Origin of the sequence: Pseudomonas sp. 18.1.10 (assembly GCF_024655625.1) — a bacterium.
Lineage (GTDB): Bacteria > Pseudomonadota > Gammaproteobacteria > Pseudomonadales > Pseudomonadaceae > Aquipseudomonas.
On record NZ_JANLGL010000039.1, the window covers coordinates 1 to 26,498 of the forward strand.

At 61.2% G+C, this 26,498-nt stretch carries 20 protein-coding genes and 1 tRNA gene; 7 read left to right on the top strand and 14 right to left on the bottom strand.

What is annotated here, in order from left to right:
• Together NUV89_RS29820 and NUV89_RS09550 are read left to right on the top strand one after the other, a co-directional pair.
• The coding region (locus NUV89_RS29820) for a type I secretion C-terminal target domain-containing protein (RefSeq protein ID WP_308220192.1) at positions 1 to 4,184 on the top strand (4,184 nt) is incomplete at its 5' end.
• A 124-nt stretch (positions 4,185 to 4,308) separates the two neighbouring features.
• Entirely contained in the window at positions 4,309 to 4,647 is a 339-nt protein-coding gene (locus NUV89_RS09550) for a tryptophan synthase subunit beta (protein WP_257781086.1), read from the top strand.
• 56 nt (positions 4,648 to 4,703) lie between these two features.
• Here the strand turns inward: NUV89_RS09550 and lapD are convergent, their stop codons facing one another.
• Positions 4,704 to 6,650 (bottom strand): cyclic di-GMP receptor LapD, encoded by a 1,947-nt coding sequence (gene lapD / locus NUV89_RS09555; RefSeq protein WP_257781087.1) that lies wholly within the window; start codon positions 6,648 to 6,650, stop codon positions 4,704 to 4,706.
• An 11-nt stretch (positions 6,651 to 6,661) separates the two neighbouring features.
• Complete coding sequence (lapG, locus tag NUV89_RS09560; protein ID WP_257781088.1) at positions 6,662 to 7,354, bottom strand: cysteine protease LapG; 693 nt, start codon at positions 7,352 to 7,354, stop codon at positions 6,662 to 6,664.
• Between the two features lie 291 nt (positions 7,355 to 7,645).
• On the opposite strand from lapG, the gene bcsQ reads away from it, so the two are divergent.
• On the top strand, positions 7,646 to 8,605 hold the full coding sequence (gene bcsQ, locus NUV89_RS09565; protein WP_257781089.1) for a cellulose biosynthesis protein BcsQ: 960 nt from the start codon (positions 7,646 to 7,648) through the stop codon (positions 8,603 to 8,605).
• 242 nt (positions 8,606 to 8,847) lie between these two features.
• Here bcsQ and NUV89_RS09570 read toward each other — a convergent pair whose 3' ends face one another.
• The 5 genes from NUV89_RS09570 to NUV89_RS09590 all read right to left on the bottom strand — a co-directional run bounded on the left by NUV89_RS09570 (position 8,848) and on the right by NUV89_RS09590 (position 13,048).
• Entirely contained in the window at positions 8,848 to 10,035 is a 1,188-nt protein-coding gene (locus tag NUV89_RS09570; RefSeq protein ID WP_257781090.1) for an SAM-dependent methyltransferase, read from the bottom strand.
• Entirely contained in the window at positions 10,016 to 10,705 is a 690-nt protein-coding gene (locus tag NUV89_RS09575) for an ABC transporter permease (RefSeq protein ID WP_257781107.1), read from the bottom strand. Before NUV89_RS09575 ends, NUV89_RS09570 begins: the two co-directional genes overlap by 20 nt.
• Positions 10,706 to 10,743: 38 nt before the next feature.
• Positions 10,744 to 11,439, bottom strand: a complete 696-nt coding sequence (locus NUV89_RS09580) for an ABC transporter permease (protein ID WP_017738340.1) — start codon at positions 11,437 to 11,439, stop codon at positions 10,744 to 10,746.
• A 72-nt stretch (positions 11,440 to 11,511) separates the two neighbouring features.
• Positions 11,512 to 12,261: an ABC transporter substrate-binding protein gene (locus tag NUV89_RS09585; protein ID WP_257781091.1), complete on the bottom strand. Its 750-nt coding sequence runs from the start codon at positions 12,259 to 12,261 to the stop codon at positions 11,512 to 11,514.
• Positions 12,262 to 12,274: 13 nt separating this feature from the next.
• The gene (locus NUV89_RS09590) at positions 12,275 to 13,048 is read right to left on the bottom strand and encodes an ABC transporter ATP-binding protein (protein WP_017738342.1); all 774 of its coding nucleotides are present in this window, start codon (positions 13,046 to 13,048) and stop codon (positions 12,275 to 12,277) included.
• A gap of 553 nt (positions 13,049 to 13,601) precedes the next feature.
• On the opposite strand from NUV89_RS09590, the gene gabP reads away from it, so the two are divergent.
• The gene (gabP, locus tag NUV89_RS09595) at positions 13,602 to 14,993 is read left to right on the top strand and encodes a GABA permease (protein ID WP_257781092.1); all 1,392 of its coding nucleotides are present in this window, start codon (positions 13,602 to 13,604) and stop codon (positions 14,991 to 14,993) included.
• 140 nt (positions 14,994 to 15,133) lie between these two features.
• On the opposite strand, the gene NUV89_RS09600 is transcribed toward gabP, so the two are convergent.
• Positions 15,134 to 15,547: a hypothetical protein gene (locus NUV89_RS09600; protein ID WP_257781093.1), complete on the bottom strand. Its 414-nt coding sequence runs from the start codon at positions 15,545 to 15,547 to the stop codon at positions 15,134 to 15,136.
• A gap of 19 nt (positions 15,548 to 15,566) precedes the next feature.
• Positions 15,567 to 16,496, bottom strand: coding sequence for an alpha/beta fold hydrolase (locus tag NUV89_RS09605; RefSeq protein ID WP_374684472.1), 930 nt, complete (start codon positions 16,494 to 16,496; stop codon positions 15,567 to 15,569).
• A 140-nt stretch (positions 16,497 to 16,636) separates the two neighbouring features.
• Here NUV89_RS09605 and NUV89_RS09610 point away from each other — a divergent pair, with 140 nt between their 5' ends.
• Complete coding sequence (locus tag NUV89_RS09610; protein ID WP_257781094.1) at positions 16,637 to 17,602, top strand: arsenic resistance protein; 966 nt, start codon at positions 16,637 to 16,639, stop codon at positions 17,600 to 17,602.
• 77 nt (positions 17,603 to 17,679) lie between these two features.
• A complete protein-coding gene (locus NUV89_RS09615) occupies positions 17,680 to 19,278 on the top strand; it encodes a glycosyltransferase family 39 protein (RefSeq protein ID WP_257781095.1) in 1,599 nt (532 codons plus the stop codon).
• Between the two features lie 19 nt (positions 19,279 to 19,297).
• Here the strand turns inward: NUV89_RS09615 and NUV89_RS09620 are convergent, their stop codons facing one another.
• The 5 genes from NUV89_RS09620 to NUV89_RS09640 form a co-directional block, all read right to left on the bottom strand.
• Positions 19,298 to 20,452, bottom strand: a complete 1,155-nt coding sequence (locus NUV89_RS09620) for a Fic family protein (protein WP_257781096.1) — start codon at positions 20,450 to 20,452, stop codon at positions 19,298 to 19,300.
• A gap of 281 nt (positions 20,453 to 20,733) precedes the next feature.
• Positions 20,734 to 20,809 (bottom strand) — tRNA-Phe (locus tag NUV89_RS09625).
• 103 nt (positions 20,810 to 20,912) lie between these two features.
• Positions 20,913 to 21,185 (bottom strand): oxidative damage protection protein, encoded by a 273-nt coding sequence (locus NUV89_RS09630; protein ID WP_017738350.1) that lies wholly within the window; start codon positions 21,183 to 21,185, stop codon positions 20,913 to 20,915.
• Positions 21,182 to 22,249, bottom strand: a complete 1,068-nt coding sequence (mutY, locus tag NUV89_RS09635) for an A/G-specific adenine glycosylase (protein ID WP_207041077.1) — start codon at positions 22,247 to 22,249, stop codon at positions 21,182 to 21,184. Before mutY ends, NUV89_RS09630 begins: the two co-directional genes overlap by 4 nt.
• A complete protein-coding gene (locus NUV89_RS09640) occupies positions 22,246 to 24,468 on the bottom strand; it encodes an AsmA family protein (RefSeq protein WP_257781097.1) in 2,223 nt (740 codons plus the stop codon). The genes mutY and NUV89_RS09640 overlap by 4 nt, the downstream gene beginning before the upstream one ends.
• A 326-nt stretch (positions 24,469 to 24,794) precedes the next feature.
• On the opposite strand from NUV89_RS09640, the gene NUV89_RS09645 reads away from it, so the two are divergent.
• Entirely contained in the window at positions 24,795 to 26,456 is a 1,662-nt protein-coding gene (locus NUV89_RS09645) for an OFA family MFS transporter (RefSeq protein ID WP_257781098.1), read from the top strand.
• The last annotated feature ends 42 nt before the right edge of the window (positions 26,457 to 26,498 follow it).

Genomic DNA, 26,498 nt, shown 5'->3' on the forward strand with positions numbered 1-26,498 from the left:
AAGCAGGCGCGGACTTCGTCAACGCCGGCAACCAGTTGCCGAAGATCGACCTGACTGTTACTGATCCTGAAGGTCTGAACTCCAGCAACAACGCTCAGCCAGTGGTCAATCTGCATAACGACGTGCCGGTCATCACTGTTACCGCCAACACCCTGGAAGAAAACTCTGCCGCCGTGGGCACCGTCGCCGGTACCTTCGTCGCCACCGACGAAGAAACTCCACGTGCAGGCCTGACGATCACCTTCACGGGCAACAGCAACGCTGCTGGCTACTACAGCATCTCCGGCAACAACGTGGTGCTGACCAAAGCAGGCGCGGACTTCGTCAACGCCGGCAACCAGCTGCCGAAAATCGACCTGACTGTCGCTGACCCGGAAGGCCTGAGCGCCAGCAACAACGCTCAGCCAGTGGTCAACCTGCACAACGACGTGCCAGTCATCACCATCACGCCGACCACCATTGTGGAAGACACTGCCAAGGTCGGAACGGTGGCCGGTACCTTCGTTGCGAAAGACGAAGAAACCCCACGCGACGGCCTGACCATCAGCTTCACGCCAGGCACCAACACGCAGGGTTACTACAGCATCTCCGGCAACAACGTGGTGCTGACCAAAGCAGGCGCGGACTTCGTCAACGCGGGCAACCAGCTGCCGAAGATCGACCTGACCGTTACCGACCCAGAAGGCCTGAACTCGCATAACGTTGCGCAGCCGACTGTCACCTTGGTCGACGACACCCCAACCGCCACCAACGGCACTATCCAGAGCAACGAAGACACTCCGGTCGAACTGACCTGGGCCACCTTCGGCGTCAAGGATGAAGACTCGGCGAACCCGAAAGTGGTGTTCACCGCGCTGCCTGCCGGTTCCATCGAGTACAACGTCAACGGTGTGTGGGTCAAACTCACCACGACCGATCTGGCAAGCGCCACGTCGGCCGGCAAGGCCTTCAGCCAGGCGGACTTCGATAACCACAACGTGCGTTACAGCCCGGCGGACAACGAGTCCGGCGACAGCAGCTTCGGCGGCACCGGCGTGGGCAACAAGCAAGGTCACTACACCGAGCTGAAGTTCCAGGCCACCGACGGCAACACCAACAGCGAGACCAAAACCATCACCGTGGATATCCATCCGCTGGCGGATGCGGGGGTCGTGACGGTGACTCAGGCCGGCGCTGCGGCACAGGGCCTGGTTATCCAGACCTGGACGGGCGGCAACCTGCCGACTGCGCTGGGGACCAACGGCAACGGCGTGGTCAAATCCGACGACCTGATTAAGGTCATCGACGCCAAGACCGCGGCCAGCGCTGTGTCCACCGGTGTGATCCACACCGTGACCAACGACAACGTGACGGCCACCACCGCGACCAAGGTCTCGGGCCTGATCTACCTGGAAGCCGGCAAGACCTACACCTTCACCGGTACGGCCGACGACAGCCTGGCAATCACCGTGGGCGGCAAGCTGGTTGCGACCGAGACCTGGAGCAGTGGCAGCGCAATCAACGGTTCGGCCTACACGCCGACCGAGTCGGGCTACTACACCCTCGACATCTACCACTACAACCAGGCGGGCGCGGGTAACTACGACGTCAATGTGTCGATCAACAACGCCCCATCGGTGTCGTTGGGCAGCAGCGGCATACAGACCTACACCAGCATCGAGGCGTTGAAAGCCGCCGGTGCGGTGCTGGGCGACAGCCATGTGGTCAATGGCGAGGGTTACTACACCGGTTACGTCTACAACAGTGGCCTGGAAGACACCGTCATCAAGGTCAGCCCGATTACCGCCACGTTTGTCGATAACGACGGTTCGGAATCCCACAAGGTGGAAATCAGCGGCCTGCCGAAAGGCACCGTGATTACCGACGGCACCACCGGCCACACCTACACCTCGACCGGCACGGGCACGCTCTACGATGTGAGCACCTGGAACCTGAAAACCCTGACGGTCACGCCGGTCAAGGATTCCACCGGTACCTTCGACCTGACCGTGAAAGCAACCTCCACCGAGCAGAGCACCGGTGAAACGGTGACGTCGAGCGGCAAGGTGAGCATCGTGATTACCCCGGTCAACGACGCCCCAGTGCTGGACCTCAGCACCGCAGACGGCGCCGCCGCCACCGGCTACAGCACCTCGTACACCGAGCGTGCCGCCGCCGGCGTTGCGATCACCGCCAGCGTGGGCATTGCTGACGTTGATAGCACGCAGATGCAAAGTGCGACCATCACCCTGAAAAACGCCAGCTCGGGCGATCAGCTCAGCTCCAGCCTGATTGCGGTGGGTGGTACTTACAAAGGCGTGACCTTGACCAGCGTCGGTACCGATGTCAGCGGCAAGATCGTACTGACGCTCTCGGGCGCAGCGGATTCGGCCACTTACAAGGCGCTGCTGGAGTCGTTCCAATACTCCAGCACCAGCAAGTACCCAACCACCGGTGATCGTCTCATCGACATCTCCGTGAAGGACAGCGCCGGTTCCGACAGCCTGAGTTCGTCGGTCGCCACCAGCACCATCACGGTCAAGCCTCAGGTTTACACCTTGAACCTGGAAGGCGGCGCGGGTGCCGATACCATCGACCTGGGTTCCAGCTCGGCCAACAACATTGTGGTCGGCGACAAAGGCGGTATCACCAACCCGGGCACCAACTACAACATCGCGTTCCTTGTGGACACGTCGGGCAGTATCGGCTCCAGCGCCATGAAGTCGATCAAAGACCAGCTCTCGAGCATCTTCGATACCTTGATTGCCAATGCCGGCACCAAAGACTCGGGCGTGGTGAAAGTGCTGCTGGTGGACTTCGACACCCGCGTTCAGTCTGAGGTCTCGGTCAACCTGGCTGACAAGACCGCCGCCAAGGCTGCCTTGCAGGTCGTGTTGAACCAGATGGTGTCCAATTCCAGCGACATGACCAACTACCAGGACGCGTTCAAAGCGGCCTCGGATTGGTTCAAGAGCAGCGACGCGACCAGCAACGCCGGCGCGAAAAACCTCACGTACTTCATCACCGACGGTTCGCCGAACGTGTACACCGACGTGCAGGGCAACCCGTACCTGGGCTATAGCGGCGGCAATAAAGGTTCCAGCGTTTACTTTGACAGCATGGTGAACAACTCCAATTACGTCCTGGGCCAGAGCAGTCCGGTCTATGCCGTAATCAATGGCAACTGGCGGATGATTGTCGACGGCAGCGGTAAGGTTTACTCCTACGACAGCCGTGGCTACTCGACGTATGAAGGTACGGTTGTGGCCAACAGCAATGGCGGCTTCGACGTTGCTGCGGTCTACAACAACTCCAGCACCGCATTGGCAAACGCCAAGACGGCCTACAGCGATCTGGTCAACTCGGTGCCCGACAAAGTCGTGGTCGAGGCCATCGGCCTGGGTTCGAACATCGATAGCACCGTGCTCAAGCAGTTCGATACCGACAAGGTGGTTTCCACCATCGACACCGAGAAGCTGGCGGATGCCATCACTGGCCACACCGCCGATGCTGGCGCGGACAGCGTGTCCGGTGGTTCGGGCAACGACATCCTGTTCGGCGACCTCATCAGCTACAAAGGCCAGGAAGGCAATGCGGCACTCAAGGCCTTCGCTGCCGAGAAGCTGTCGACTACACCTGACCTGATTGACGATCGCACCTTGCACCAGTACATCACTGAGCACGTGCAGGACGTCGGGGCCTTGGCCAACGCGTCGAACATCTACGGCACCAAGGATGGCAGCGACACGTTGATCGGCAATGCCGGCAACGACATCCTGTTCGGCCAGGGCGGTGACGACAAACTCTTCGGTGGTGCCGGTAACGACATCCTCGTCGGCGGCAAGGGCAATGACGTGCTTACCGGCGGCGCAGGTGCCGATACTTTCGTCTGGCTCAAAGGCGATACCAACACCAACGGTGGCTTCGATCAGATCACCGACTTCAAGCACAGCGAAGGCGACAAGCTGGACCTGTCCGACTTGCTGCAAGGCAATAACGACACCAACTTGGCCAACTACCTGAAGTTGACCACCGACTCGGCGGGCAACTCGACGCTGAGCGTGAGCAGCACCGGTTCGTTCACTGCCAATGGCGGTACGGCCGATGTGACGATCAAGGTCGATGGCGCGAACTGGGGCAGTGGCAGCACGGCGATCAACAACCTGATCGCCGGTGGCGACCTGACCGTCAAGCACCACGACTGATAACCACCGGGGCGGCAATCTTTCGGGATTGGCGCCCCAGTGGCATCGGCTTCGGGAAAATGTGTGTAATCTCTGTGGGCGTCGTGCGCGGCGCCTGCAGGGATTTTTTATTGGGAGAACGCTGATGTTCTACGTGCAACGCGATCAAAACAACGCTTTGGTACGCGTCGAGGCGCAGGCCTACGCGGAAGCCACCGAGACGCTACCGGCCGACCATCATGAGATCCAGGCGTGGTTTGCCGATGATGAGATCGAAACCAGCCTCAAGCAGCTCAAGAGCAGTGACCTTGAGATGATCCGAGTGCTGGACGACTTGATCCAGGTGCTGACGTCCAAAGGCGTGATCCGCATCACCGACTTGCCGCCGGCAGCACAGGCCAAGTTTCTGGAGCGAACCCAGGCCCGTGCGGCGCTGGGCGGCTTGAGTGAACTGATTAATGACGATGAAACCGGCCTGATCTGAACACGCCACACCTCCTTCACGGCATTAGCGTCAAGGAGGCATGAGGTTTCGACGTTTTACTTCCAGGGCGCCGGTTCACCGACCAGTTGGCCTTGCACCCCTTCTACGCCCATCTCGCGGATTACCCGCAACTCACCCTCGGTTTCCACGCGCTCGGCAATCAACGGCAGGTCAATGCTGTGGGCGGCCCGCTGGATCGCTTCGATAAAGATGCGCTTGTGGCTTTCCTGGTCAATGGCACGGATGTAGCTGCCGTCGATCTTGAGGTAGGCCAGGCCCAGGTGTGCCAGGTTGCCGATCATGCTGAAGCGCCCACCGAAACGTTGCAAGCCGAGGCTGTAGCCCAGGCTGCGCATGCGCCGGATGAGCTGCTCCAACTGGGTTTGCTCGGGCACTTGCTCTTCGCCGATTTCCAGGGTCAGGCGCGGCCCCAGGGTGGGGTGCTGGGCCAGGCGTTCGAAGATCTGCTCCATGGCCTGGGGGTCGTTCAACGTGGCGGCGGAGAGATTCAGCGCCACTGACTGGTTGTGCTGGGCCAGCTGCTTGATGACCAGATCGAGCATCACCTGGTCGAGGCGCGCGGTCCAGCCGAAGCGCTCCAGCCACGGCAGGAAGTGACCGGCCGCAATGGTCTGGTCTTCGTTGTCGAGCAGGCGCGACAGCACCTTGTAATGCAGCACGCGCTGGGTATCGCTGCTGCTCACCACCGGCTGGAAGAACAGGCGGAAACGCCCTTGTTTCAGGGCGTTGTCGAGCAGGGTATGCCAGCTGTGCGGGTCATCGCTGACGGTGCCGGCGGTCTGGTGGTCCAGGCACACCCAGCTCTGGCCGCTGCTGGCTTCTGCCTGGGTCAGGGCCTGGTCGGCCAGCATCAACAGGTCGGCCGAGGCGTCGCCGGGGTTGTAGGGGGCCAGGCCGATGTAGGCCACGGTGGGCATGTCGGTGGCGCCGGTTTCGTGCAGGCTCTGCAGGGTGGTTTCCAGCTCCTGGGCCAATTGCCGGGCTTCGTCACGCACCAGGCCCGGTGCGAGCACCGCGAATTCACCGCCACGGCTGCGGGTGATGAGGTTGTGGGTTTCCGGGTACTTGGCGCAGGTGCGCACCAGTTGCTGGCTGACGGCTTGCAGCAACTGGTCGGTGCGTTGCCCGCCGAGGCGCTGGTTGAGGCCGCCGAGGTCGTTGACGCGCAGCATCAGCAGGTAGCCGGAGCTGGGCTCTTCCAGGTTGCTGACGCGGGAGCTGAGCTGCATCTCGAAATAGCGCCGGTTGGCCAGCCCGGTCAGGCTGTCCTGGTAGGACTCCACGCGCAGCTTTTCGCTGCGTTCGGTCTGCTCGTGGAACAGCGCCTTGAGCTTCTCCACCATCTGGTTCATGGCTTGCACCACGCGGCGCAATTCCGGGGTGCGCGGCAGGTCGGGCAGGCTGAGGAATTCACGCCGGGCAATCGCGTGGGATTGCTCGACCATATAGTCCAGCGGCCTCAGCTGGCGACGCAGCAGCAAGGCGCCCAGGATGGCACTCGCCGCTCCGCATAGCAGCAGCCAGCCGAGGCTGCCCAGGGCGCTCTGCCAGAGTTTGGCCAGGGCGAACATCGGGTGGCTCACTACCTCAACGCGCGCCGCCTGCTGCCAGCCACGGCTGACGATGGCATCGCCGCCGGCCGGCGCCAGGCCGATCATCTTCACGAACCAGGCCGGCACGCCGTTGGCGTCGGGTTCGGCGGAGCGTTCCACCAGCACCTGGTCATTGCTCAGGTCGATCACGCGGATGCTGGCGTAGTAGCCACTGTCAAAGATCGAGCTGACCATCAGTTCGGTCATCGCCGGGTCATCGATGTTCGGCGTCAGCGACAGCGCCAGCGCGGTGGCCGCGTCCTGGGCGTGGGAGCGCAATTGGTTGACGTACTGGGTACGCGAGCTTTCCAGGCTGACCACGAAGCTACCGCTGAAGGCGACCACGAGAAACACACAGATAGCGATCAGCAATTGTTTGAACAGTGACATCGTAGCTCCTGTTAATTATCCGAACTGGCCGGAAACCCTTCGGCGGTCATTTTCTTCAAGACATCCTGCCAGCGCGACAGGCGCTTGGTGTCACCGACTTTCTTGTTGCCCGCGGCCCCGGTCAGCCACAGCCCTTCACCGTTGAACGCGTACACCGGCAACAGGTCGGTGCGCTGGCTGGCGGGCAGGATCGGGTCCATCAGGCTGTCCAGGACCAGCGGCATGGCTTCGGGGCTGGCGTAGTAGGTCAGCACCATGTGCGCACGGTTCTGGCGCAAGGCCTTTACGTAGGTAATGCGCAGCTTGTCGGCCGGGATGCCGAGGTTACGCAGGCTGAAGTATTTGGCGATGGCGTAGTCTTCGCAGTCACCGGCGCCTTTCCACAGGGATTGAATGGGGGTCGCCCAGTAATCAATCTCGTGCCACAGGTCGATATCTTCTTCGTACTTCATCTGCCGGTTGAAGAACACGTTGACCACTTTGAGTTGCTCAAGCTCGCCGATTTGCTTTTGCGTCGACAGCAAGTTTTGCCAAGCATCGATGCGTTGGCGGCCGGCGCCCAGCGGGCCATAGAGCGCCTCGGCACGACGGCTGATCTGGCTGAAATCCCAATCGGCATGCAAATCGCCCAGCAGCCCGCCACCCAGCATCAGCGTGATGGCAAAACCGAACAGAATCCGGGGGATTTTAAAGCGTATCGCCACAGCTATACCCGAGCTTGCAGCCTGGAAGGTGCGGCAATGGTGCGGTGATAGCGGGCAAAAAACAATGGCACGGTGAAATCACAAGGCCATAAACAACGGGATTTAAACGTCAGTAAATTGGCTATTTTCCGCTCGTCCGAAAGGGTGTCGAGAATAACATCAAAATAATGACACTCCCTGATCTCTGCCACAAAATGGCCCAACGACAGCGCCTACAAAAAGACTGCGGTAAGCCCCTTGTTTCTTGCCGACCTCCCACGTCTTTAAACGCGCCGTGAAGGAGCTCCGGCCATGAGCCGCACTGATGATCTGTTTGCCCTGTTCGGCAAGGGCGTGTCCCGCGATCCGAAAGGGCGCAACGCTCGATTGCACTTTTTCGGTACCGTTCCCTTCGATGATGGCACTCGCGTGAATGCGAAGGACGGTTCGCGCTTTAGCGCCAACACGCCTTATGCCTACGAACACACCCTGCCTTTCGATTCGAATGCGCCGCACCCGGCGGTGATTGCCGTGGTTTCCGTCAATGGTGGCGTTGGCCGCAGTACCCTGGTCACGGCCCTGAGCAGCGGTTTGCAGCGCCTGGGCGAGTCCGTGGTGGCATTGGACCTCGACCCGCAGAACGCCTTGCGCCAGCACTTTGGTGTGGGCCACGAGCTGCCAGGCATCGGCCGCACCAGCTTAATCAACGCGCAATGGCAGAGCGTCCTGCAAACCGGGTTTGCCGGTTGCCAAGTGATGCCCTTTGGCGACACCGATGTGCAGCAGCAGGAAAACCTCCAGCGCTGGCTCACCCGTGAGCCGACATGGCTGGCGCAGCGCCTGTCGGTGCTGGGCTTGAGCGAGCGCCAGACGGTAATCATCGATACCCCCGCCGGCAACAATGCGTACCTGCACCAAGCGCTGAACGTTGCCGACATCGTGCTGGTGGTGGTGCAGCCGGACGCCGCCTGCCTTGGCACGCTGGACCAGATGGAGGCCTTGTTGGCGCCCTACCGTGAGCGCCATCACCCGCCGCGTTGTCACTTCGTGATAAACCAACTGGATGAGCATTCGGCGTTCAGCCTGGACATGGTCGAAGCGTTCAAGCTGCGCCTGGGTGAGCAGCTGCTGGATGTCGTGCACCGCGACCTGTCCTTCAGCGAAGCCCTGGCCTTTGGTTCGGACCCGCTGGATAACGTGGGCCAGAGCCTCGCCAGCGACGATATCAACGAACTGTGCCGCGCACTGACCCGGCCAAAAGCCACGCCTTGAGCGCTCGCGTTATAGGCAGGATGCTAGATGCTTATGCACAATTGGTTGGTTGCTGCCGGGATTAAACAGCGATTTTGTGGATCTGTTCTCAACACGTCGCAACTGCCTGTTTTGCGTGCGTTTTATTTTGTGAACAAAAAATGATCAGCCTGGCTTTTGGCCGGTAACGCAGACGGCTACAGGCGCTGTAAAGATTTCATCAACAGAGTTATCCACAGGCCTGGGTGCGACAATTTTGCCCTCTAATCGCGCTCGGCAAGCACCATCAAGTTGCGCGGTGTCAGTGTCGATTCGCAAAAGCTGCCTACCTCGACCCTGTAGCCGTTTTCGCGCAGAAACAGTGCCCGATCCAGCACCAGCCATAGCTCCAGCGGGCGCCGAAACAGACCACGCAGCAATTCCAGGTTTCTGACCTCGGCCAAACGCCGCCAGCCGTGCGCCTCCAGCGCCCGCCAATCCTGTTCACCTGTGGATAACCCTTTGAGCGTCGCCAATTCCCGGCAGTAGTCGGCGAAGGGTTTGTCCAGCCAGGCGCTGGGCAGTGAAGGGGTGGGCAAGTAGTCGTCGCGGTCGCGCAGTTGCCGTTGCAGGTGATCGAAGCCCAGGCGCCGCGCCATGGAGGTGTCGCGCTGGCGCCGCACGCGGGCGCCGGCGGTGACGGTTTCGCTCAGCGGCAGGCCAAGGTCGTCGATCGACAGCTGCAATGCCGACGCCTGGCCGGCGCTGGACAGTGCTTGATAACGCTCGGTACCGATGCGGTTGTAGCAGCAGGGCGCCAGGGCCAGTTGTTTGCAACCGGCGCTGCTGGCCAGTTGCAGCAGGCGGACGTGCAGGTCACCGCAGGCGTGCAGGGCGACGGGGGTGTGCTCGGCGCCGAGTGCGACGTCAGCCATCACGTCTTGCAGGCGATGGGTCACGGGCAGGCCGTGGTGTTCGCTCAAGGCCTGGCCGGCGGCGATCAGTGCGGGGTCATATTCCAGGCAGGTCAGCTGTTGCCCGCTTTGCAGCAGGCGGCGGCCGAGGTGGCCCTTGCCGGCGCACCAGTCCAGCCAGTGCCTGGGTGTTTGCGCAAATCGCAGGGCGGCGCCGAAGGCTTCGATCTGTTGCCATTTGCGCCCGGGCACATCGACATTCAGGCGATGGCGAGCCGGTTCGAGGGGCAGCGTCGGTAACTTATCCACAGCACCGAGCGCCAACGCCTGGGCTGCCAGCTGTGGAAAAGGTGCGGGGGCGGGCAGGTCATGGGGATGATTGTGGGCGGTTTCCGCGTCGGCCAACGAGCGCTGGCGTAGCCACTGGGCGAGTTCGGGGTAGGTGCTTTCCCAGGGCAACTGGCGCTGGGTGAAGGGCCGTGGTCGCCACAGCCCTTGGTGTTCGGTCAGGAACCGATCCAGCGCCTGGAATCGGGCCTCAACGTCCCTGGCAGGCATCGACGCGCAGCCAGCGTTCCAGCAGCTTGAAGCCGCGCACCAGGATGTAGGCCATCAACAGGTAGAACAGCCCGGCGGCGAAGAAGATCTCCACCGGCAAGTAGGTGCGGGCAATGATGGTGCGGGCCATGCCGGTCAGTTCCAGCAAGGTCACGGTACTGGCCAGGGCGCTGGCCTTGAGCATCAGGATCACTTCGTTGCTGTACGCCGGCAGGCCGATGCGCGAGGCGCGCGGCAGGATGATGTAGAACAGCGTCTTCGGCTTGGACATGCCCAGGGCTCGCGCCGCTTCGATCTCGCCGGGCGGGATCGCCTGGATCGCGCCGCGCAGGATCTCGGCGATATAGGCGGCAGTGTGCAGGGTCATGGTGGCGGTGGCACACCAGAACGGGTCGCGCAGGTACGGCCACATGAAGCTCTCGCGTACCGCATCGAACTGCGCCAGGCCGTAGTAGACCAGAAACAGTTGCACCAGCAACGGCGTGCCACGGAAGAAGAAGATGTAGGCGTAGGGCAGGGCGCTCACGTACCAGCGCCGCGAGGAACGGGCGATACCCAGCGGAATCGCCAGCAGCAGGCCGGCGATCACGGCGATGGCCACCAGCTCCAGGGTCAGGACCGCGCCCTGGGCCAACTTGGGCAGCCACTTGATGATGACGGCCCAGTTCAGGCCCAGGTCGAAATGCGCCAGCCAGCTGTAGTCGCCGCTCATTGGGTGCTCCTTGCAAAGCCGCGGGCGGCGCGTTTTTCCAGGAAGTGCATGGCGGTCATCGCCAGGACGGTGAGGCCCAGGTACATAAAGGCCGCGACCATGAAGAAGGTGAAGGGCTGCTTGGTCACGGTCACGCCGATCTGCGCGTGGCGCATGATTTCTTCCAGGCCGATCACCGAGACCAGCGCGGTGTCCTTCATCAGGATCATGAACAGGTTGCCCAGGCCGGGCAGGGCAATGCGCCACATCTGCGGCATGATGAGGCGGGTGAAGATCCGGAACTTCGACAGGCCCAACGCTACACCGGCTTCGCGGTGGCCCTTGGGAATGGCGAGGATCGCGCCACGGAACACTTCGGTGGCGTAGGCGCCAAAGCACAGGCCCAGGGCGATGACCCCGGCGGCAAAGGCGCTGAGGGACAGGTCGGGGTTGCCGAAGAACTCGCCGAGGGCACGCATCAGGTTGACCGTGCCGAAATAGATCAGCAGCACCCACAACAGTTCGGGAATGCCGCGAACGAGGGTCGAGTAAGCGCCGCCAAGCCACTGCAGCGGCTTGTACGGGGACGTCTTGGCCAGGGCGCCGGCGAGGCCGAGCACCAGCCCCAGGCACAGGGCCGTGAGCGCCAGTTTGACGGTCATCAGCGCGCCAGCGGCAAGCGCCGGGCCGAATCCGTAGAGATCGAAATTCATGGTGTTTTCATATCGCAAGGCATTGCTAGAAGCCGACGCGCTCTAGTGAGCGCGTCGGGCATACCGTTCAGATCATTCGATGCTGAAAGGGAAGTACTTGTCGTTGATCTTCTTGTAGGTGCCGTCTGCCTTGATCTCTGCCAGGGCTTTGTTCAGGCGCTCGCGCAGCGGGTCGCCCTTGCGTACGGCGATGCCGATCTTGTCGCTTTCTACTACCGGGTCGCCCTTGAACTCGTAGGCGGAACCGTCTTTGCTCTTGAGCCATTCGTACTGCACGTACTTGTCGGCGAGCATGCCGTCGAGGCGGCCCGAGGTCAGGTCGAGGTAGGCGTTTTCCTGGGTGTCGTAGAGCTTGGCGGTGGTGTCCGGCAGCTCGTCTTCCAGGTAGGTACCGGCCAAGGTTGCGCGTTGTGCGCCGATGATCTTGCCCTTCAGGTAGCCGGCGTCGGTCTTGAAGTCTTTGGTGGCTTTTGGTGCGATGAACTGCAGCTTGTTGGAGTAGTACGGGTCGGTGAAGTCGACGGCCTGCTTGCGTTCATCGGTGATGGACAGCGAGGACACCAGGAAATCGAACTTCTTGGCGTTCAGGGCCGGGATGATGCCGTCCCAGTCGGAGGTCACTACTTCGCATTCGGCTTTCATCTTGGCGCACAGGGCGTCGCCGATGTCCTTGTCGAAGCCCACGACGTTGCCGCTGGCGTCTTTATTGTTGAAGGGCGGGTAGGCCGCTTCGATCCCCATTTTCAGGGTTTCTGCCATGGCCGTGGCGCTGAACGCCATCGAGACGGCCGCAGCCAGAAGGAATTTTTTATAGTTCTGCATGCATGTTGCTCCGTTAGCGGTTGCTGGACATGAATTGTTTGCAGCGCGCCGAAAGCGGGTTTTCAAACACCTGCTGTGGCGATCCTTGCTCTTCGACCAGGCCCTGGTGCAGGAACACCACTTCACTGGACACCTGGCGGGCGAAGCCCATTTCATGGGTGACCAGCAGCATGGTGCGGCCTTCTTCGGCCAGCGCGCGGATCACATTAAGTACTTCCTGAACCATTTCCGGGTCAAGGGCCGATGTGGGCTCGTCGAACAGGATGACTTTAGGCTGCATGGCCAGGGTGCGCGCAATGGCGGCCCGTTGTTGCTGGCCGCCGGACAATTGCGCGGGGTAGGCGTGGCGCTTGTCGCTGATGCCGACCTTGGCCAGCAGGGCTTCGGCCACTTCGATGGCTTCGGCCTTGCTCTGGCCGAGCACACGGCGCGGGGCCTCGATGATGTTGTCGAGGATGCTCATGTGCGGCCACAGGTTAAAGTTTTGAAACACAAAACCGATTTCGCTGCGCAGGCGGTTGATCTGCTTGCCGTCGGCGGCCATCAGCTCGCCGTTTTTCGCGGCCTTGAGCTTGAGCTCTTCGCCGGCGACCAGGATCTGGCCCTGGTGCGGGTTTTCCAGCAGGTTGATGCAGCGCAGGAACGTGGACTTGCCGGAACCGGAGGAACCCAGGATCGAGATCACGTCGCCGTCGCGAGCGGTCAGCGAGATACCTTTGAGTACCTCCAGCTCACCATAGCGTTTATGCAAGTTGCGGATTTCAAGCGCGGGCGTGGCCTCGGCCATGTGCGGTCCTCATTGTGTTCGTTGCGTGCTTGCTGTTGGGCCGCCTTCCTGGCGAGGCGCCAAGCTAGCATAGCGTTTGGATGACAGCCAACAGCGCTGCGGACGGTTAACAGGTGGTCTGCGGCAGGGTGTCGCATCGGCACAGTAGCGTGTCGCGCCATCAACAACCGAACAGCCGTTTGAACCCGTAAACCGGCAGGCTTCGCGTAAAAAAGGGCGCGATGGTGCCAGCTTTGGCCGGGGGTTGGAAGGGTCAATCGGGCAAACGGTGCATATCAGCCCCGTTATGGCGCGTCACGTACTTTTTGTGTGTGTTTTTGGTGCGTGCTTTCGTTTAAAAGTGAGTCGCACGGTAACGCTATAGCGGAATTTCATTGTTCTCAATGGGTTGCGATGGCTGCTGGATTGTCCTACAGCCCACGTCAATTGCGGGCTTGTAACATTTTGGCGCAAATCTTGCGTAAAAAATAAAGAACGCCCTGTTGGTTTCTTTTCACGAGAAAGAGCACAGGCCGGGCGGACCGTTTTCGCAATTCCTCGCAAAGGTGTGTCAATGAGTAGTACGCAAAGCTCCAATGACCTCGAACAGGGGCTCAAACCGCGTCACGTCACCATGCTGTCGATTGCCGGCGTTATTGGTGCCGGTTTGTTTGTTGGCTCCGGCCACGCGATTGCTGCCGCCGGCCCTGCTGTGCTGCTGGCCTACGCCGCGGCCGGTACGCTGGTGGTATTGGTGATGCGCATGCTGGCCGAAATGGCCGTGGCGTCGCCGGACACCGGTTCGTTCTCGACATACGCCGACCGCGCCATTGGTCACTGGGCCGGCTTCACCATCGGCTGGTTGTACTGGTGGTTCTGGGTCTTGGTGATCCCGCTGGAAGCCAACGCCGCCGCGACCATCTTGCACGCCTGGTTCCCGGATATCGCCATTTGGGCGTTTACGCTGGTCATCACCCTGCTGCTGACGGCGACCAACCTGTTTAGCGTGAAGAACTACGGCGAGTTCGAGTTCTGGTTTGCGCTGATCAAAGTCGTGGCCATCGTGGGCTTCGTGATCCTCGGCCTGGCCGCGATCTTCGGTTTCCTGCCGACCAGCCAGGTCAGCGGCGTCTCGCACCTATTCGACACCCAAGGCTTCATGCCAAACGGCATGGGCGCGGTATTGGCCGCGATCCTCACCACCATGTTCTCCTTCATGGGCACCGAGATCGTCACCATCGCTGCCGCCGAATCGAAGAACCCCGGCCAGCAAATCACCAAGGCCACCAACTCGGTGATCTGGCGGATTGGCTTGTTCTACCTGCTGTCGATCTTCATCGTGGTGTCCCTGGTGCCATGGAACGATCCGACCCTGGCGGCCGTAGGTTCCTACCAGACCGTGCTGGAACGCATGGGCATCCCGAATGCCAAGATGATCGTTGATATCGTGGTGTTGGTTGCCGTGACCAGCTGCCTGAACTCGGCGTTGTACACCGCGTCGCGCATGCTGTTCTCCCTGGGCCGTCGCGGTGATGCACCGGCTGTGGCCAAGCGCACCAACAAGAGCGGCACGCCTTATTGGGCAGTCATGCTGTCTACCGGCGCGGCGTTCCTCGCGGTGTTCGCCAACTACGTGGCTCCGGCTGCCGTGTTTGAATTCCTGCTGGCCAGCTCCGGCGCGATCGCGCTGCTGGTGTATCTGGTGATCGCGGTGTCGCAACTGCGCATGCGCCAGAAGCGTACGGCGGCGGGTGAGAAGATTGTCTTCAAGATGTGGCTGTTCCCGGGCCTGACCTACGCGGTGATGGTGTTTATCGTCGGTACGTTGACCATCATGCTGTTCCAGGAAGCGCATCGGGTCGAGATTATTGCGACGGGGGTGTTGAGTTTGCTGGTGGTGGCGGCGGGGTTGTTGGTGTCGAGTCGTCGCAAGGCGCAGAAAGTGGGCGCAGCGGTACTCAATTGATGTGATGGAATGCGGTGCTTGATTGCGCCGCCGTTCAAATGTGGGAGCGGGCTTGCCCGCGAAAGCAGGGTGTCAGTCACTCAATGTGTGGCTGATACACCGCATTCGCGAGCAAGCCCGCTCCCACATTGGGTTTTGCATCAGTCTTCGTCGTTAGCGAGCGCCTGGGACGCCGCAACGTAATCCGCCTGGAACTCTGGCGACTCAATCCACGCCAGCGCAGTCGCTTCATCATCACTGTCCGTGGCCCACTGCCGATACTCGATCAGCGCCGCCAGGATAAAGTCGGTGGCTTCTTCTTCGCCTTCCTGCTCCAGCACCAGCGCCAGCAATGGGTGCGACAGGAACGCTGCGCACAATGCCTGCTGGCTGATCTCGCCCGCGGCGCGCATCTCGACGAACAGCTCGGTCAAATCCACTGACTCAAGGTCAATGCGGCTGTCATCGCCGGCAAAGGCGTCCGGCTTGCTCGCGACGGCGCGCTGGGTGCGGTTTTGCTTGGCCTTGGTCTTGGCCCGTTGGGCGCGTTTTTGCTGCTTGTTTGGCGAGGCCATGGGTGTGACGTCCTAGGGTTCAGAGTGGGCTATTGAAGCGCAGGTTGGGGGAAATCCCAAGGGTATCCGCTGGTAATTGGCCGTTTTGCAGCCATGCCAATGCAATCGGCCACAGCCGGTCCTGATACTCGCTACGGAAAAAGGCGAAATGCCCGACCTGTTTTTCGCCGATGTCCTCGGGCGCAATGCGCAGATGGCTACGCTCGCTGTTGTCGAAGTACGCCAGTAACCGCTCGATGGCGGCCACGGTGCCGAACGGATCATCGGTGAGGCTGATGGCAAGGAGCTGCGCCGTCACCCGGCTGAATGGCAGCTCGCCCAGGTCTCGCCCGCTGGGCCGTGTTTCATAGCGGGGCGTCGGCGTGCTCCAGTCCCGCACCACGCCTGCGGGCGTGTCTTCCAGCCAGCCCAGGCGCTTGCCGGGGAAGTATCCGCAGAGGGCCGTTAGCAGTGGCATCAGCACATGCCATTTGGCAAGCATCTGCCAGCGCCCACGCGCTGCGTAGTCGCGCCAATAGGCAAACTGTGCGCCCACGGTAACGATGCGCCGGATCACCGCGCCCGAGGCGCCAAGGCCTGCCGCACAGCCGCCGAAGCTGTGGCCCACCACATCGATCGGTTGTCCGGGAAACTCTCGCTGGGCGCGCCGCAGGATCGCCTCGAAATCCAGCGTGCCCCAATCCGACCAGGACGCCTTGAAGCCGCGCAGCGAGCCGCTGCGGGATTCGCCGATGCCACGGTAGTCGTAGGTGATGACGTCAAGGCCGTTGGTGTAGAGGTAGTCGGCGAAACGCGAGTAATAGCGGCAGCGCAGGGAAGTGGCGGCGTTGATGATGACGACGGGGCGTTCGAGGTCGGTGCGCGGGTGGCGCCAGGTGAAGCCGCCGAGGAGGTGGTTGTCGGCGGTGGGTTCTTTGAATGGAGTGCTTTGACTTGGCGTGCGTGTCATATCGGGCATTCGCGAAGAGGCGTCATTCAAATTCATGTGTTCTCTACCGTTATCGATTTTTATTTTTTTAGAAACACTGGGTCGACCTTATAGCAGTAGATCCATAGGCTTGGGCCATTGCAATCGACTAGAGCGCTGTCATGACCCGCGACACCCTCGAACACCATCAGATCCCCCTCTACTTCGTCGCTGTCCTCCTGGCAGCCGGCTTCGGCTTGCTCGTGCCCTCATCAGCCAGAGACCTGGGCATGCTGGTCACGCCCACTATCGCCGTGCTGATGTACGCGATGTTTCTGCAAATCCCGTTTCTGGACCTGCGCCAAGGCTTGGGCAACAAGCGTTTCCTGTCGGCCTTGCTGCTGGCCAACTTCATCTTGGTGCCGTTGCTGGTGTGGGCGTTGACCCGTGGCCTGGTGGAGCGCCCAGCGTTGCTGGTGGGGGCGTTGTTGGTGTTGCTGACGCCGTGCATCGACTACGTGGTGGTGTTTACCCATATCGGCAAGGGCGACTCGCGGCTGATGTTGGCGGCGACGCCGGTGTTGTTGCTGCTGCAATTGGCGTTGTTGCCGGTGTACCTGGGGTTGATGTTGGGGGCGCAATCGGACGTGGTGGTGGCGGCGGGGCCGTTTGTCGAGGCGTTCGTGCTGTTGATTGTGCTGCCGATGATCCTGGCGGTGCTGACCACATCCCTGGCACGGCGATCCTCGCTCGTCAGCGCGTGGAACAACGCCTGGGCCTGGTTGCCGGTGCCGGCGATGGCGTTGGTGCTGTTTGTGGTGGTCGCGTCGCAGATTACTTCGGTGGTGCGTGATATCGGCCTGCTGGTGCCGGTGATTCCTGTGTATGTGAGCTTTCTGGTGTTGGCACCGCTGATGGGCATATTGGCTGCGCGCCTGTTCGCGCTGCCATCTGCGACAGCGCGCGCAGTGACGTTCAGTGCATCGACGCGCAACTCGTTGGTGGTGCTGCCCTTGGCGCTGGCCCTGCCCGAGGATGTACGCGGGCTGGCGGCGACGGTGGTGATCCTGCAAACCTTGATCGAGCTGGTGGGTGAATTGATCTACATCCGCCTGATCCCGGCGTTGGTGTGGCCCGCACGTCGGTAACTGTGAGTCTGTTCAGGCGCTATTCAGCAGGGGGGTTGGCACCATAGGTCGGCGCCCTTCACCTGACAGGTCAACCGATGGATCATCGCAACCGTTTTCGCCTGGAGTCCCTGGGCATTTTCCTGCTGGCCTTACTGCTGTTTACCTTGGGCATCTGGGATCAGCAACCCCAGGGTTTTGACGGACGCTGGGCGCTGTTCCTGCAGGAAATGTTTCGCCACGGTGCGAGTTTTTTTCCGACCACCTACGGTCAGCCCTACGCGGACTATCCCGGCACCGCGACTTTCTTTAGTTTTGTATTTGCCCGGCTGTTCGGTGCGCCCAATCACCTGGCGAATATCCTGCCCACAGCCCTGGCGTCCGCTGGGTTGGTTGCCGTGATCTACCGCCTGCTGGTCCCGTCGAGTCGCCAATGGGCGTTGCTGACGGTGCTGCTCACGCTGCTCACTGCGCAGTTGCTCGATAAGTCGCGCTCGGTGTGCCTGGATCAGATGGTGTCGCTGTTGTGTGTAGGTAGTTTCTACCTGTTGCACACGGGCGAGCGCCTGGGCTCGCGCTGGCGCCAGCTTGCTGTGTTTCCGTTGTTCATCCTTGGCTTTGCCATTCGTGGGCCACTGGGGTTGATCGAAGTCTGTGGGGTGGTGTGCGTGTACTGGGCGCTGAGCCGCCCCGGGCAGCGGGTCCGGCAGGTGCTAATCCACGGCGCGGTTGGCCTGTTGCTGTTGGTCGCGTGCTGGTGGTTGCTGGTGAAGCTGGCGCGGATCAGCGGAGGCGATGCCTTTGCCGACGAAGTGTTCAAGATGCAGGTCGGCGGGCGCCTCGATGAAAGCGGCGAGCCGTTCTACTTCTACTTCCAGTTGAGTGTGTACCGCTACTTCCCGGTCGTGCCGCTGGCATTGGCGACGATGATCGCGCTGCGCCATCGCTGGTCTGAGCGCTTTGTGAATGACGATGTGCAGTTGGTGGTGCGGCTCGGTGCTTGCGGCCTGATGATCCTGCTCGGGCTGTCGGTGCCGCACTTCAAGCGCGCTTACTACATCCTGCCCATGGTGCCGCTGTTTGCCGCTGTCGCCGCCTATGGGCTGCTCCAGGCGCAAGGCTGGCTCGTTGGCGTGCGCAGGTGCTACGAAGGGCTTGTCGCGGCGCTACCGGCGTTGTGCGTGGTTGTAGTCTTTGTCTGTCGGCATGGGTGGCAAAAACACGGTTACTGGCCGGACGTTTCGTTGCCGCTGTTGATTGGCGTTCTGTTGATTCTGCAAGTCGCGGCTGTGATCGCCTGGCGCCGGCTGGTGTGGCTCAGTGCAATCGCCTTGGCCGCGCAATGGCTGGTGCTGGTGACCGTGGTCGATCGCGCCAAGGACCTGCAATTCGACACCCGCACCTTCGTTGGCCAGGTAGAGGCGCTTCGCGTCACGCAGCCGGGGCCCTTGGTGTTTCTCAATCTGGGCCGCGATACCTGGGCGGTGCGCTACATGATGAACCTGGATCACGATGAGCAGCCGCTGTTTGTCAGTGCCGGCGAGGTAGCGCGGCTGGGAGCGTTGCCACGGCCTTCATGGGTGATCGTGGCGCGCAAGGAAACGGCGTTGCTGGCGGGGACGCCGCTGGAGCATCAAGCGCCGGTGTTCAGTGGGCGGTTGAATGACAATCCGTTGATGGTGTTTTTGCTTAGGTAAATGAGGCGGACGGGCTTTATTAGGGGTTGTCCAACTGCTCGGGGATGAACCCCTCTTCGCGCAATGCCTTGATAACGCCCCTGATCAGGTAGTTGTTCGAAAACCCAATGGTGTATTGGCGTGCACCTTGGCTGATGGGGAGCAGCATGCCTTGATCGACCAGTCTTTTTATTTGGTAGGTTCTTTGTGGGGCAGACAGGTTGGGCAGGGCGTTGGCAATATCTCCCGATTTGACCACTTTCAATTGGATGGCAGTCGTCAGGATTTTCTCTTCCAGTGGCGTGATCCATTCGCGCTGCTTTGCCAGTGCAATAGTCGGCGCGAGGATGTGCCTGGTCAGATAGCCGTAGTCAGTCAGTTTGCTGACTTTCTCCAGCTCGTCCTTGATGCCGCCGAGCACATAGATGCACCAGGCTTCAAGGCCTTCCTTGGTGCCAGTGTCGGCGGTCGAGAGCATTGCGTAGTACTTCTCTCGGTCAATGCAGAATACTGCGGTGGGGTTGAGTACCCGGCCGTCTGTGCTGACGTTGAAGCCGTACTTCATCAGGAGTGCGTAGGTCAGAAGGCGTACGACACGACCGTTGCCGTTGCTGAATGGGTGAATCCAGCCAAACCGATGGTGAGCCAGGGCTACCTTCATCAGGTCGTATTTGGGGGCGTCTTGCCTGTTTACGAAGGCGACCAGCTCTTGCATGTAGGCCGGCACCATCACGGCATCAGGCGGAAGATGGTCTGATTGGGCGATCCGCACTCCCGCTTCGCGATAGGCGCCTGGTGTGCGATCACCTTCGCGGTGTAGTCCTTGAACGGTGATTGTGTGGAGTTCCCGAATGGCAAATTCGGTCAGGTCCGTGCCCGGCTGTACGATGTTTTCAACGTATGCCATGGCTTTTTCGATGTTTGCGATTTCTCGCAGATGATCCGAATCCTCGGCCGTTCCATCAACTTTGCTTTCGATGTAGTCGGCCAGTGTTGTGTGGTTGCCCTCGATGCGGGCGGAGCCCAGGCTTTCCAGTGTATGGAACAGGTCTTTCAGTTGGAGGAAGACGGCGGGCGGTGTGTCGCCACTTAGTTGCAGGCGCCTGAGGTGTTCCAACTCGTTCAACACGTCGACCAGGCCCGAATCGAACGAGGGGTTCAAAAGCTCCAGATCGTGGTGAAGAAACTCGGCCATGTTGGAAAATATCTCAAATGGGTTCTGGTTTATCTCAAAAATATGGCGCTTCGGTGCCCGTAGAATGGGCGTTTAGGGCCTCAATAGGCCCAACGTTATCTCAAAACGGCTGTCCAGATAAGTGAAAAATATCTGAAGAAGAACTGCATTCGAGTTAATTGACCTGGCTGGTCTGGGGGAGTGAGAGGGATAGCACACAAAATCGCAGACAACAAAAAACCCGCACTAGGCGGGTTTCTTGTGTGTTTCAGATGATGTTCGCACCACCTAAAACTAATTAGTGGTGCCCAGAGACGGAATCGAACCGCCGACACGGGGATTTTCAATCCCCTGCTCTACCGACTGAGCTATCTGGGCAACGGGGCGCATTAAACGGGTTTTTCAGGGGGTCGTCAAGCAAGTTTTCAAAAAATATTTAATTATTACCGTCGCTTACGTGTCGACCCCGGTTTTTGATCAATTATTGAGCAGGCGGCACGTAGCCGTCGGCCTTGGCGTAATCCTCGCCGGAAAAGAACTTGTCCATCTCGCCCGCCAGGTATTTACGGTCTTCGGCGTTCATCATGTTCAGGCGTTTTTCATTAATCAGCAGGGTCTGGTGTTTCAGCCAGTCGCCCCAGGCGTTGGCAGAGACGTGTTCGAAAATGTCCTGGCCCTTGGCGCCCGGATACGGAGGGCGTTCCAGGCCTGGCAGTTCTTCTTTGTACTTGCGGCACATTACGGTGCGGGTCATGACGACACTCCTGCATTCAAAACGTCGGCCGCGCGCTTCAGCAGTTTCTTGACCGGGGCGGCAAGGCCCAGGCGCGGCGGGGTGGCGAGGTTATACCAGAGCCAGTCGGCCTCGGCCACGTGATGGGCGGATTCCTCGACCTGCACCAGCCAGGGCTCGATGGCCAGCTGGAAGTGGCTGAAGGTGTGGATTAGCCCGGGCAGTGCCTGTTGCTTGCCCAGTTCCAGCGCGTGCTGGTGGGCGAGGTGTTCGAGGTCTTGCAGGTCGTCCAGCTCCGGCAAACTCCACAATCCACCCCATAGGCCTGTCGATGGGCGGCGGTAAAGCAGGATCGCGCCCTCGGCATTCGCCAGCATCGGCATCAGCGTGCGCTTCTGCGGGATGGTCTTGCGCGGCTTGGGGATCGGGTAACGCGTCTCCAGGCCGAGCATGTGGGCTTCGCAGCCTTTTTCCAGCGGGCACAGCAGGCAGCTGGGTTTGCTGCGGGTGCAGAGGGTGGCACCCATGTCCATCATCGCCTGGGTGTAGGCGTTGACCCGATCATGGGGCGTGAAGCGCTCTGCGGTGGCCCACAGCTGCTTGGCCACCTTGGGCTCGCCAGGGTAGCCCTCTTGCGCGGTAAAGCGCGCCAGCACGCGTTTGACGTTGCCGTCGAGGATCGGCGCGCGCAGGCCCATGCTCAGGCTCGCGATTGCACCAGCGGTGGACAGGCCGATGCCCGGCAGCTCGGTGAGTTTTTCCACGTCCCGGGGAAACTCGCCGCCGTAGTCGGCCACGACAATCTTCGCGGTCTTTTGCAGGTTGCGTGCGCGAGTGTAGTAACCCAGGCCGGTCCACAAGTGCAGCACTTCGTCTTCCGGTGCGGCGGCCAGGGCCTCGACCGTCGGCAGCGAGGCCATGAAGCGGTCGAAGTAATTGAGCACGGTGCTCACCTGGGTCTGTTGCAACATGATCTCCGAGACCCACACCCGGTAAGGCGTGATGCCCTGTTGCCAGGGCAGGTCATGGCGACCGTGGCGGTCGTACCAGTCCAGCACCGCCGTTGAAAACTGCTCGTTTCTCATCGTTTGAACAGGCCTTTGAGCGCGTCTTTGAGCTGCGGGTTGACCTTGTCGAGCTTCTCTTCAAGTTTGTCGCTGAGCTTGTTGCCAGCCGCCTTGATCGCGACCTGGCCGAGGCCGTCCTTGTCCAGGCGGCAGGCCTTGGCGCCCAGTTCCAGCGGGCCACGGCAGCGCAGCGGCACTTCGATGCCCTGGAAGTTGCTGCCCACCTGGCAGGCCGGGTCTGGCACGGCGCGTTGGTCGCCTTCGACGAGGATGCCCACGCGGTAGTCCATGCCCAGCACGCGCAGGTCGATGTCACCGTTGCCGTTGACCGTCAGGCCCGGGATGCGCACTTTCAGGTCCGGGTTGCTGGCCACGCCGTTACGGAAGGTCAGGTTGCCGCGCAGTTCCTGGAATGGCGTGTCCTTGCCTTGCGGCGTGCTGCTCAAGGTCTTGCGGTTGAGCAGGGCGATGCCGGTGCACAGCTGTTGCTCAAGGTTGGCGTTGAGCAGCATGCCGTTGTTGATTACAAAGCTGGCGGTGCCGTTGAGGCTGTCGATCAGGGCTTTCTGGCTGTTGCCACGGCCGCTGAGGTTGCTGTCGAGGGTGATCTGGCCCTTCACCGGTGGCGTTTGCCCCTGGGCTTGCAAGATGCGTTCGACCGGCACTTGCCTGATCTGGCTTTGCAGCGCCAGCAGCGGGATATCCTGGCGCACGTCGAGGCTGCCATTGGCCTGGAAGGTGCCGTTGTAGAGGCCGCCGCTCAGGGTGTTGAGCTTGAGTTGGCCATCGATGCCGGTGGCTTTGAGCACGGCGTTCTGGATTGGCAGCTTGCTCAGGGTCAGTTGCCCGAAGGCCAGGTCGGCATCCACGTCCAAAGTGCGCAGGCGCGTCAGTGGCAGCAGCTTGTCGGTGCTCCAGGCGCCCTTGGTAGGTGCGTCCGGCAGCGGCGTGGTGCCGCCGGCGGCCATGGCCCCGGCTTCGCTGCTCTGCACTTCGGCCTGGCGCGCGGCGGAGGTGCCTTTGGCGGCTTCGGACTTGGCCGGCAAGTAGTTGTCAGCGTTGAAGCTATCGCCCTTGAGTTGCACGCGCAGCGACTGCTTGGCGAAGTCATCCACGGCGATGCGGCCGGTGAAAGTGCTGCCGTCGACCTTCAGGTTCAGTTCATCCAGGGCCACGCGGGTCGGCGTGCCGCTGAGGCGGCTGACCAGCTCGACCTTGCTCAGGCTGCCCTCGGCCATCGGCGGCAACGGCTGGCCCACGCTGTCGAGGAACTTGGCCAGGTCAAACTGGGCGATGGACAGGGCGCCGCTCAGTTGCGGGGTCTTGTCGAGGTCGTTGACCTTCAGTTCGCCCAAGGCGCGCAGCTGGTTGGCCGACAGCTTCAGGTTGGTCCATTCGGCGACGTTCGCCGCCAGATCCACCAACAACTGCCCCTGGGTGGAGAAGGTCACGGTCTTGCCTTGCAGTGGCTCGCCGGTGGCTTCGCCGCTCAGGCGCATGTCTTCGAACTGGTAGCGCTTGAGCGCCCGCTGGATGCGCAGGTTGCCGTTGAGCTCGGTCTTGACGCGCATCACCGGCTGGTTGCTGCCGAAGAATGCGGTGAGCTTCACGGGGATGCTTGCGCCGTCGTGGATCGCGCCGGAGCTCAGTTGGATGCTCTCGGCACTGAATTGCTTGCCGGTCTGCTCATCGTTGTATTCGACGCGGGCGTTGTTGATGGTCAGGCTGTCGATGTCCAGGCGGATCGGCTGTGGCGGCTTCTCCGGCTTGGGCTCGGCAGCGGGCTCGGCCGGCGTGGCGGCAGGCGCGGTGGTTTCGGTGGACGCGACAGGCGCGTTCTTGCCGATATCTTCCCAGTTGCCGTGGCCCTGTTTGTCGCGGTTGAGGCGCAGGTTCAGGCCTTCGACACGCACGTCGCTCATCTGCACTTCGCGGCGCAGCAGCGGCAGCACGCGTACCGACAGGCCGAGCATCTGCAGGTCGGCGAACGGTTGCGTCGGGGTGGTCAGGGTGGCCACGCTGGCTTCGTGCAGCTCAAGGCCGAGCCAGGGGAACAGGCTCCAGCCGATGTCGCCATTGAGCGTCAGCTCGATGTGGGCCTTGTCGCGGGCAATCTGGCGAATCTCGTCTTTATAGTCGTTGGGATCGAAGAGGTGGGTCAGGGCAAAGCCCAGCGCCACAATGATCAGCAACAGCCCGAGAAGTACCAGACCCAGGATTTTGCCGAACGCTTTCATGGGCGAGTCCTTGTATGTCGATTTCAAAATTTAGCCGAAGAGTATAACGCCCGTAACCGTACGTCAGTTCCCTCATCGTTACATTGTATCCAGGGCCAGCAAAACGGGAATTTGGCGTCAGACAAAACAGATAGGCTGAAAAAGGTGATGTCAGTTTGGTTTTTCTGTCACCCGCAGGTGCTAATCTGCGCGGGTTCGTCTGCCTTCTGCGACACAACGTCGCGCATCAATGGAGCTTCACTCAACAACAACGGCCAACGCTTTGCGTGCAAGGCCGAGGGAGAGAGCGCCTGACGAACGCATACTAATAACTGGGGGAAACACCAATGAGCACTAGCACTGCGGCAGCTTCAACTGCCGCACAGCCTGCGTTCCTGTCCAAGGAGCGCATCATCGCCAAGCCCGGCTTCAACCGCTGGCTGGTTCCGCCGGCCGCACTGGCTATCCACCTGTGCATCGGCATGGCCTACGGTTTCTCGGTGTTCTGGCTGCCGTTGTCGAAGGCGCTGGGCGTCACCAAGCCGCTCGCCTGCGCGCCAGACATGAGTTTTATCGCGCAAGTCTTCTCGTCCCAGTGTGACTGGCCCATCTCCATGCTGGGCTGGATCTACACCCTGTTCTTCATCTTCCTGGGCTGCTCGGCAGCGATCTGGGGTGGCTGGCTGGAACATGCCGGGCCACGCAAGGCCGGTGTTGTATCGGCGCTGTGCTGGTGTGGCGGCCTGTTGATCTCGGCGTTGGGGATCTACACCCACCAGATCTGGCTGATGTGGATCGGCTCCGGGGTCATTGGCGGTATCGGCCTGGGCCTGGGTTACATCTCGCCCGTTTCGACCCTCATCAAGTGGTTCCCGGACAAGCGCGGCATGGCCACTGGCATGGCGATCATGGGCTTCGGCGGCGGCGCAATGGTGGGTGCCCCGTTGGCGGCGGCATTGATGGGCCACTTCGCCACGCCGGACAGCGTAGGCGTATGGCAGAGCTTCCTGGTGATGGCGGCGATCTACTTTGTGTTCATGATCGGCGGCGCCTTGTCCTACCGCGTGCCGCCGACCGGCTGGAAGCCTGAGGGCTGGACCGCACCGGCGAAAAAAGCCAGCAACGCGATGATTACCCACCGTCACGTGCACGTGAACGTGGCCTGGAAAACCCCGCAATTCCGTCTGGTGTGGCTGGTGTTGTGCCTGAACGTGTCTGCCGGTATCGGTATCCTCGGCATGGCTTCGCCACTGCTGCAGGAAGTGTTCGGCGGCAAGCTGCTGGGTGTGGATGTGCCGTTTGGCCAACTGGATGCCGGTCAACTGGCCTCTATCGCGGCGATCGCGGCGGGATTCACCGGTCTGTTGAGCCTGTTCAACATCGGTGGGCGGTTCTTCTGGGCGTCGTTCTCCGACTACCTGGGCCGTAAAAACACCTATTTCGTGTTCTTCGCCCTGGGTTTTGCCCTGTATGCGCTGATCCCGAACCTCGGTCACCTGGGCAACGTGTCGCTGTTCGTGGCGGCGTTCTGCATCATCCTGTCGATGTACGGCGGTGGTTTTGCCACGGTTCCGGCTTACCTGGCCGACCTGTTCGGTACGCAGATGGTCGGTGCGATCCATGGTCGCCTGCTGACCGCCTGGGCAGCGGCGGGCGTCTTGGGCCCGGTGTTGGTGAACTACCTGCGTGAGTATCAGTTGAGCATCGGCGTTGAACGCGCTGCGGCCTATGACATCACCCTGTACATCCTCGCCGGCCTGCTGGTGCTGGGGTTCATCTGCAACCTGCTGGTGCGTCCGGTGGCCGACAAGTACTTCATGACCGATGCCGAACTGGCTGCTGAGCAGGCGCTGGGCCATGACAAAGGCGCCGACGCCAGCACTTCCCTGGAGTGGAAAGCCGCGCCAGGTACTGTGCCATTGGCGATTGCCGCCTGGCTGGTGGTGGGTATTCCGTTGGCGTGGGGTGTGTGGGTGACCCTGCAGAAGACGGCGGTACTGTTCCACTAAGTTGAATACAGGCAGGTGCACCATCCTGGAGCACCTGCTTGT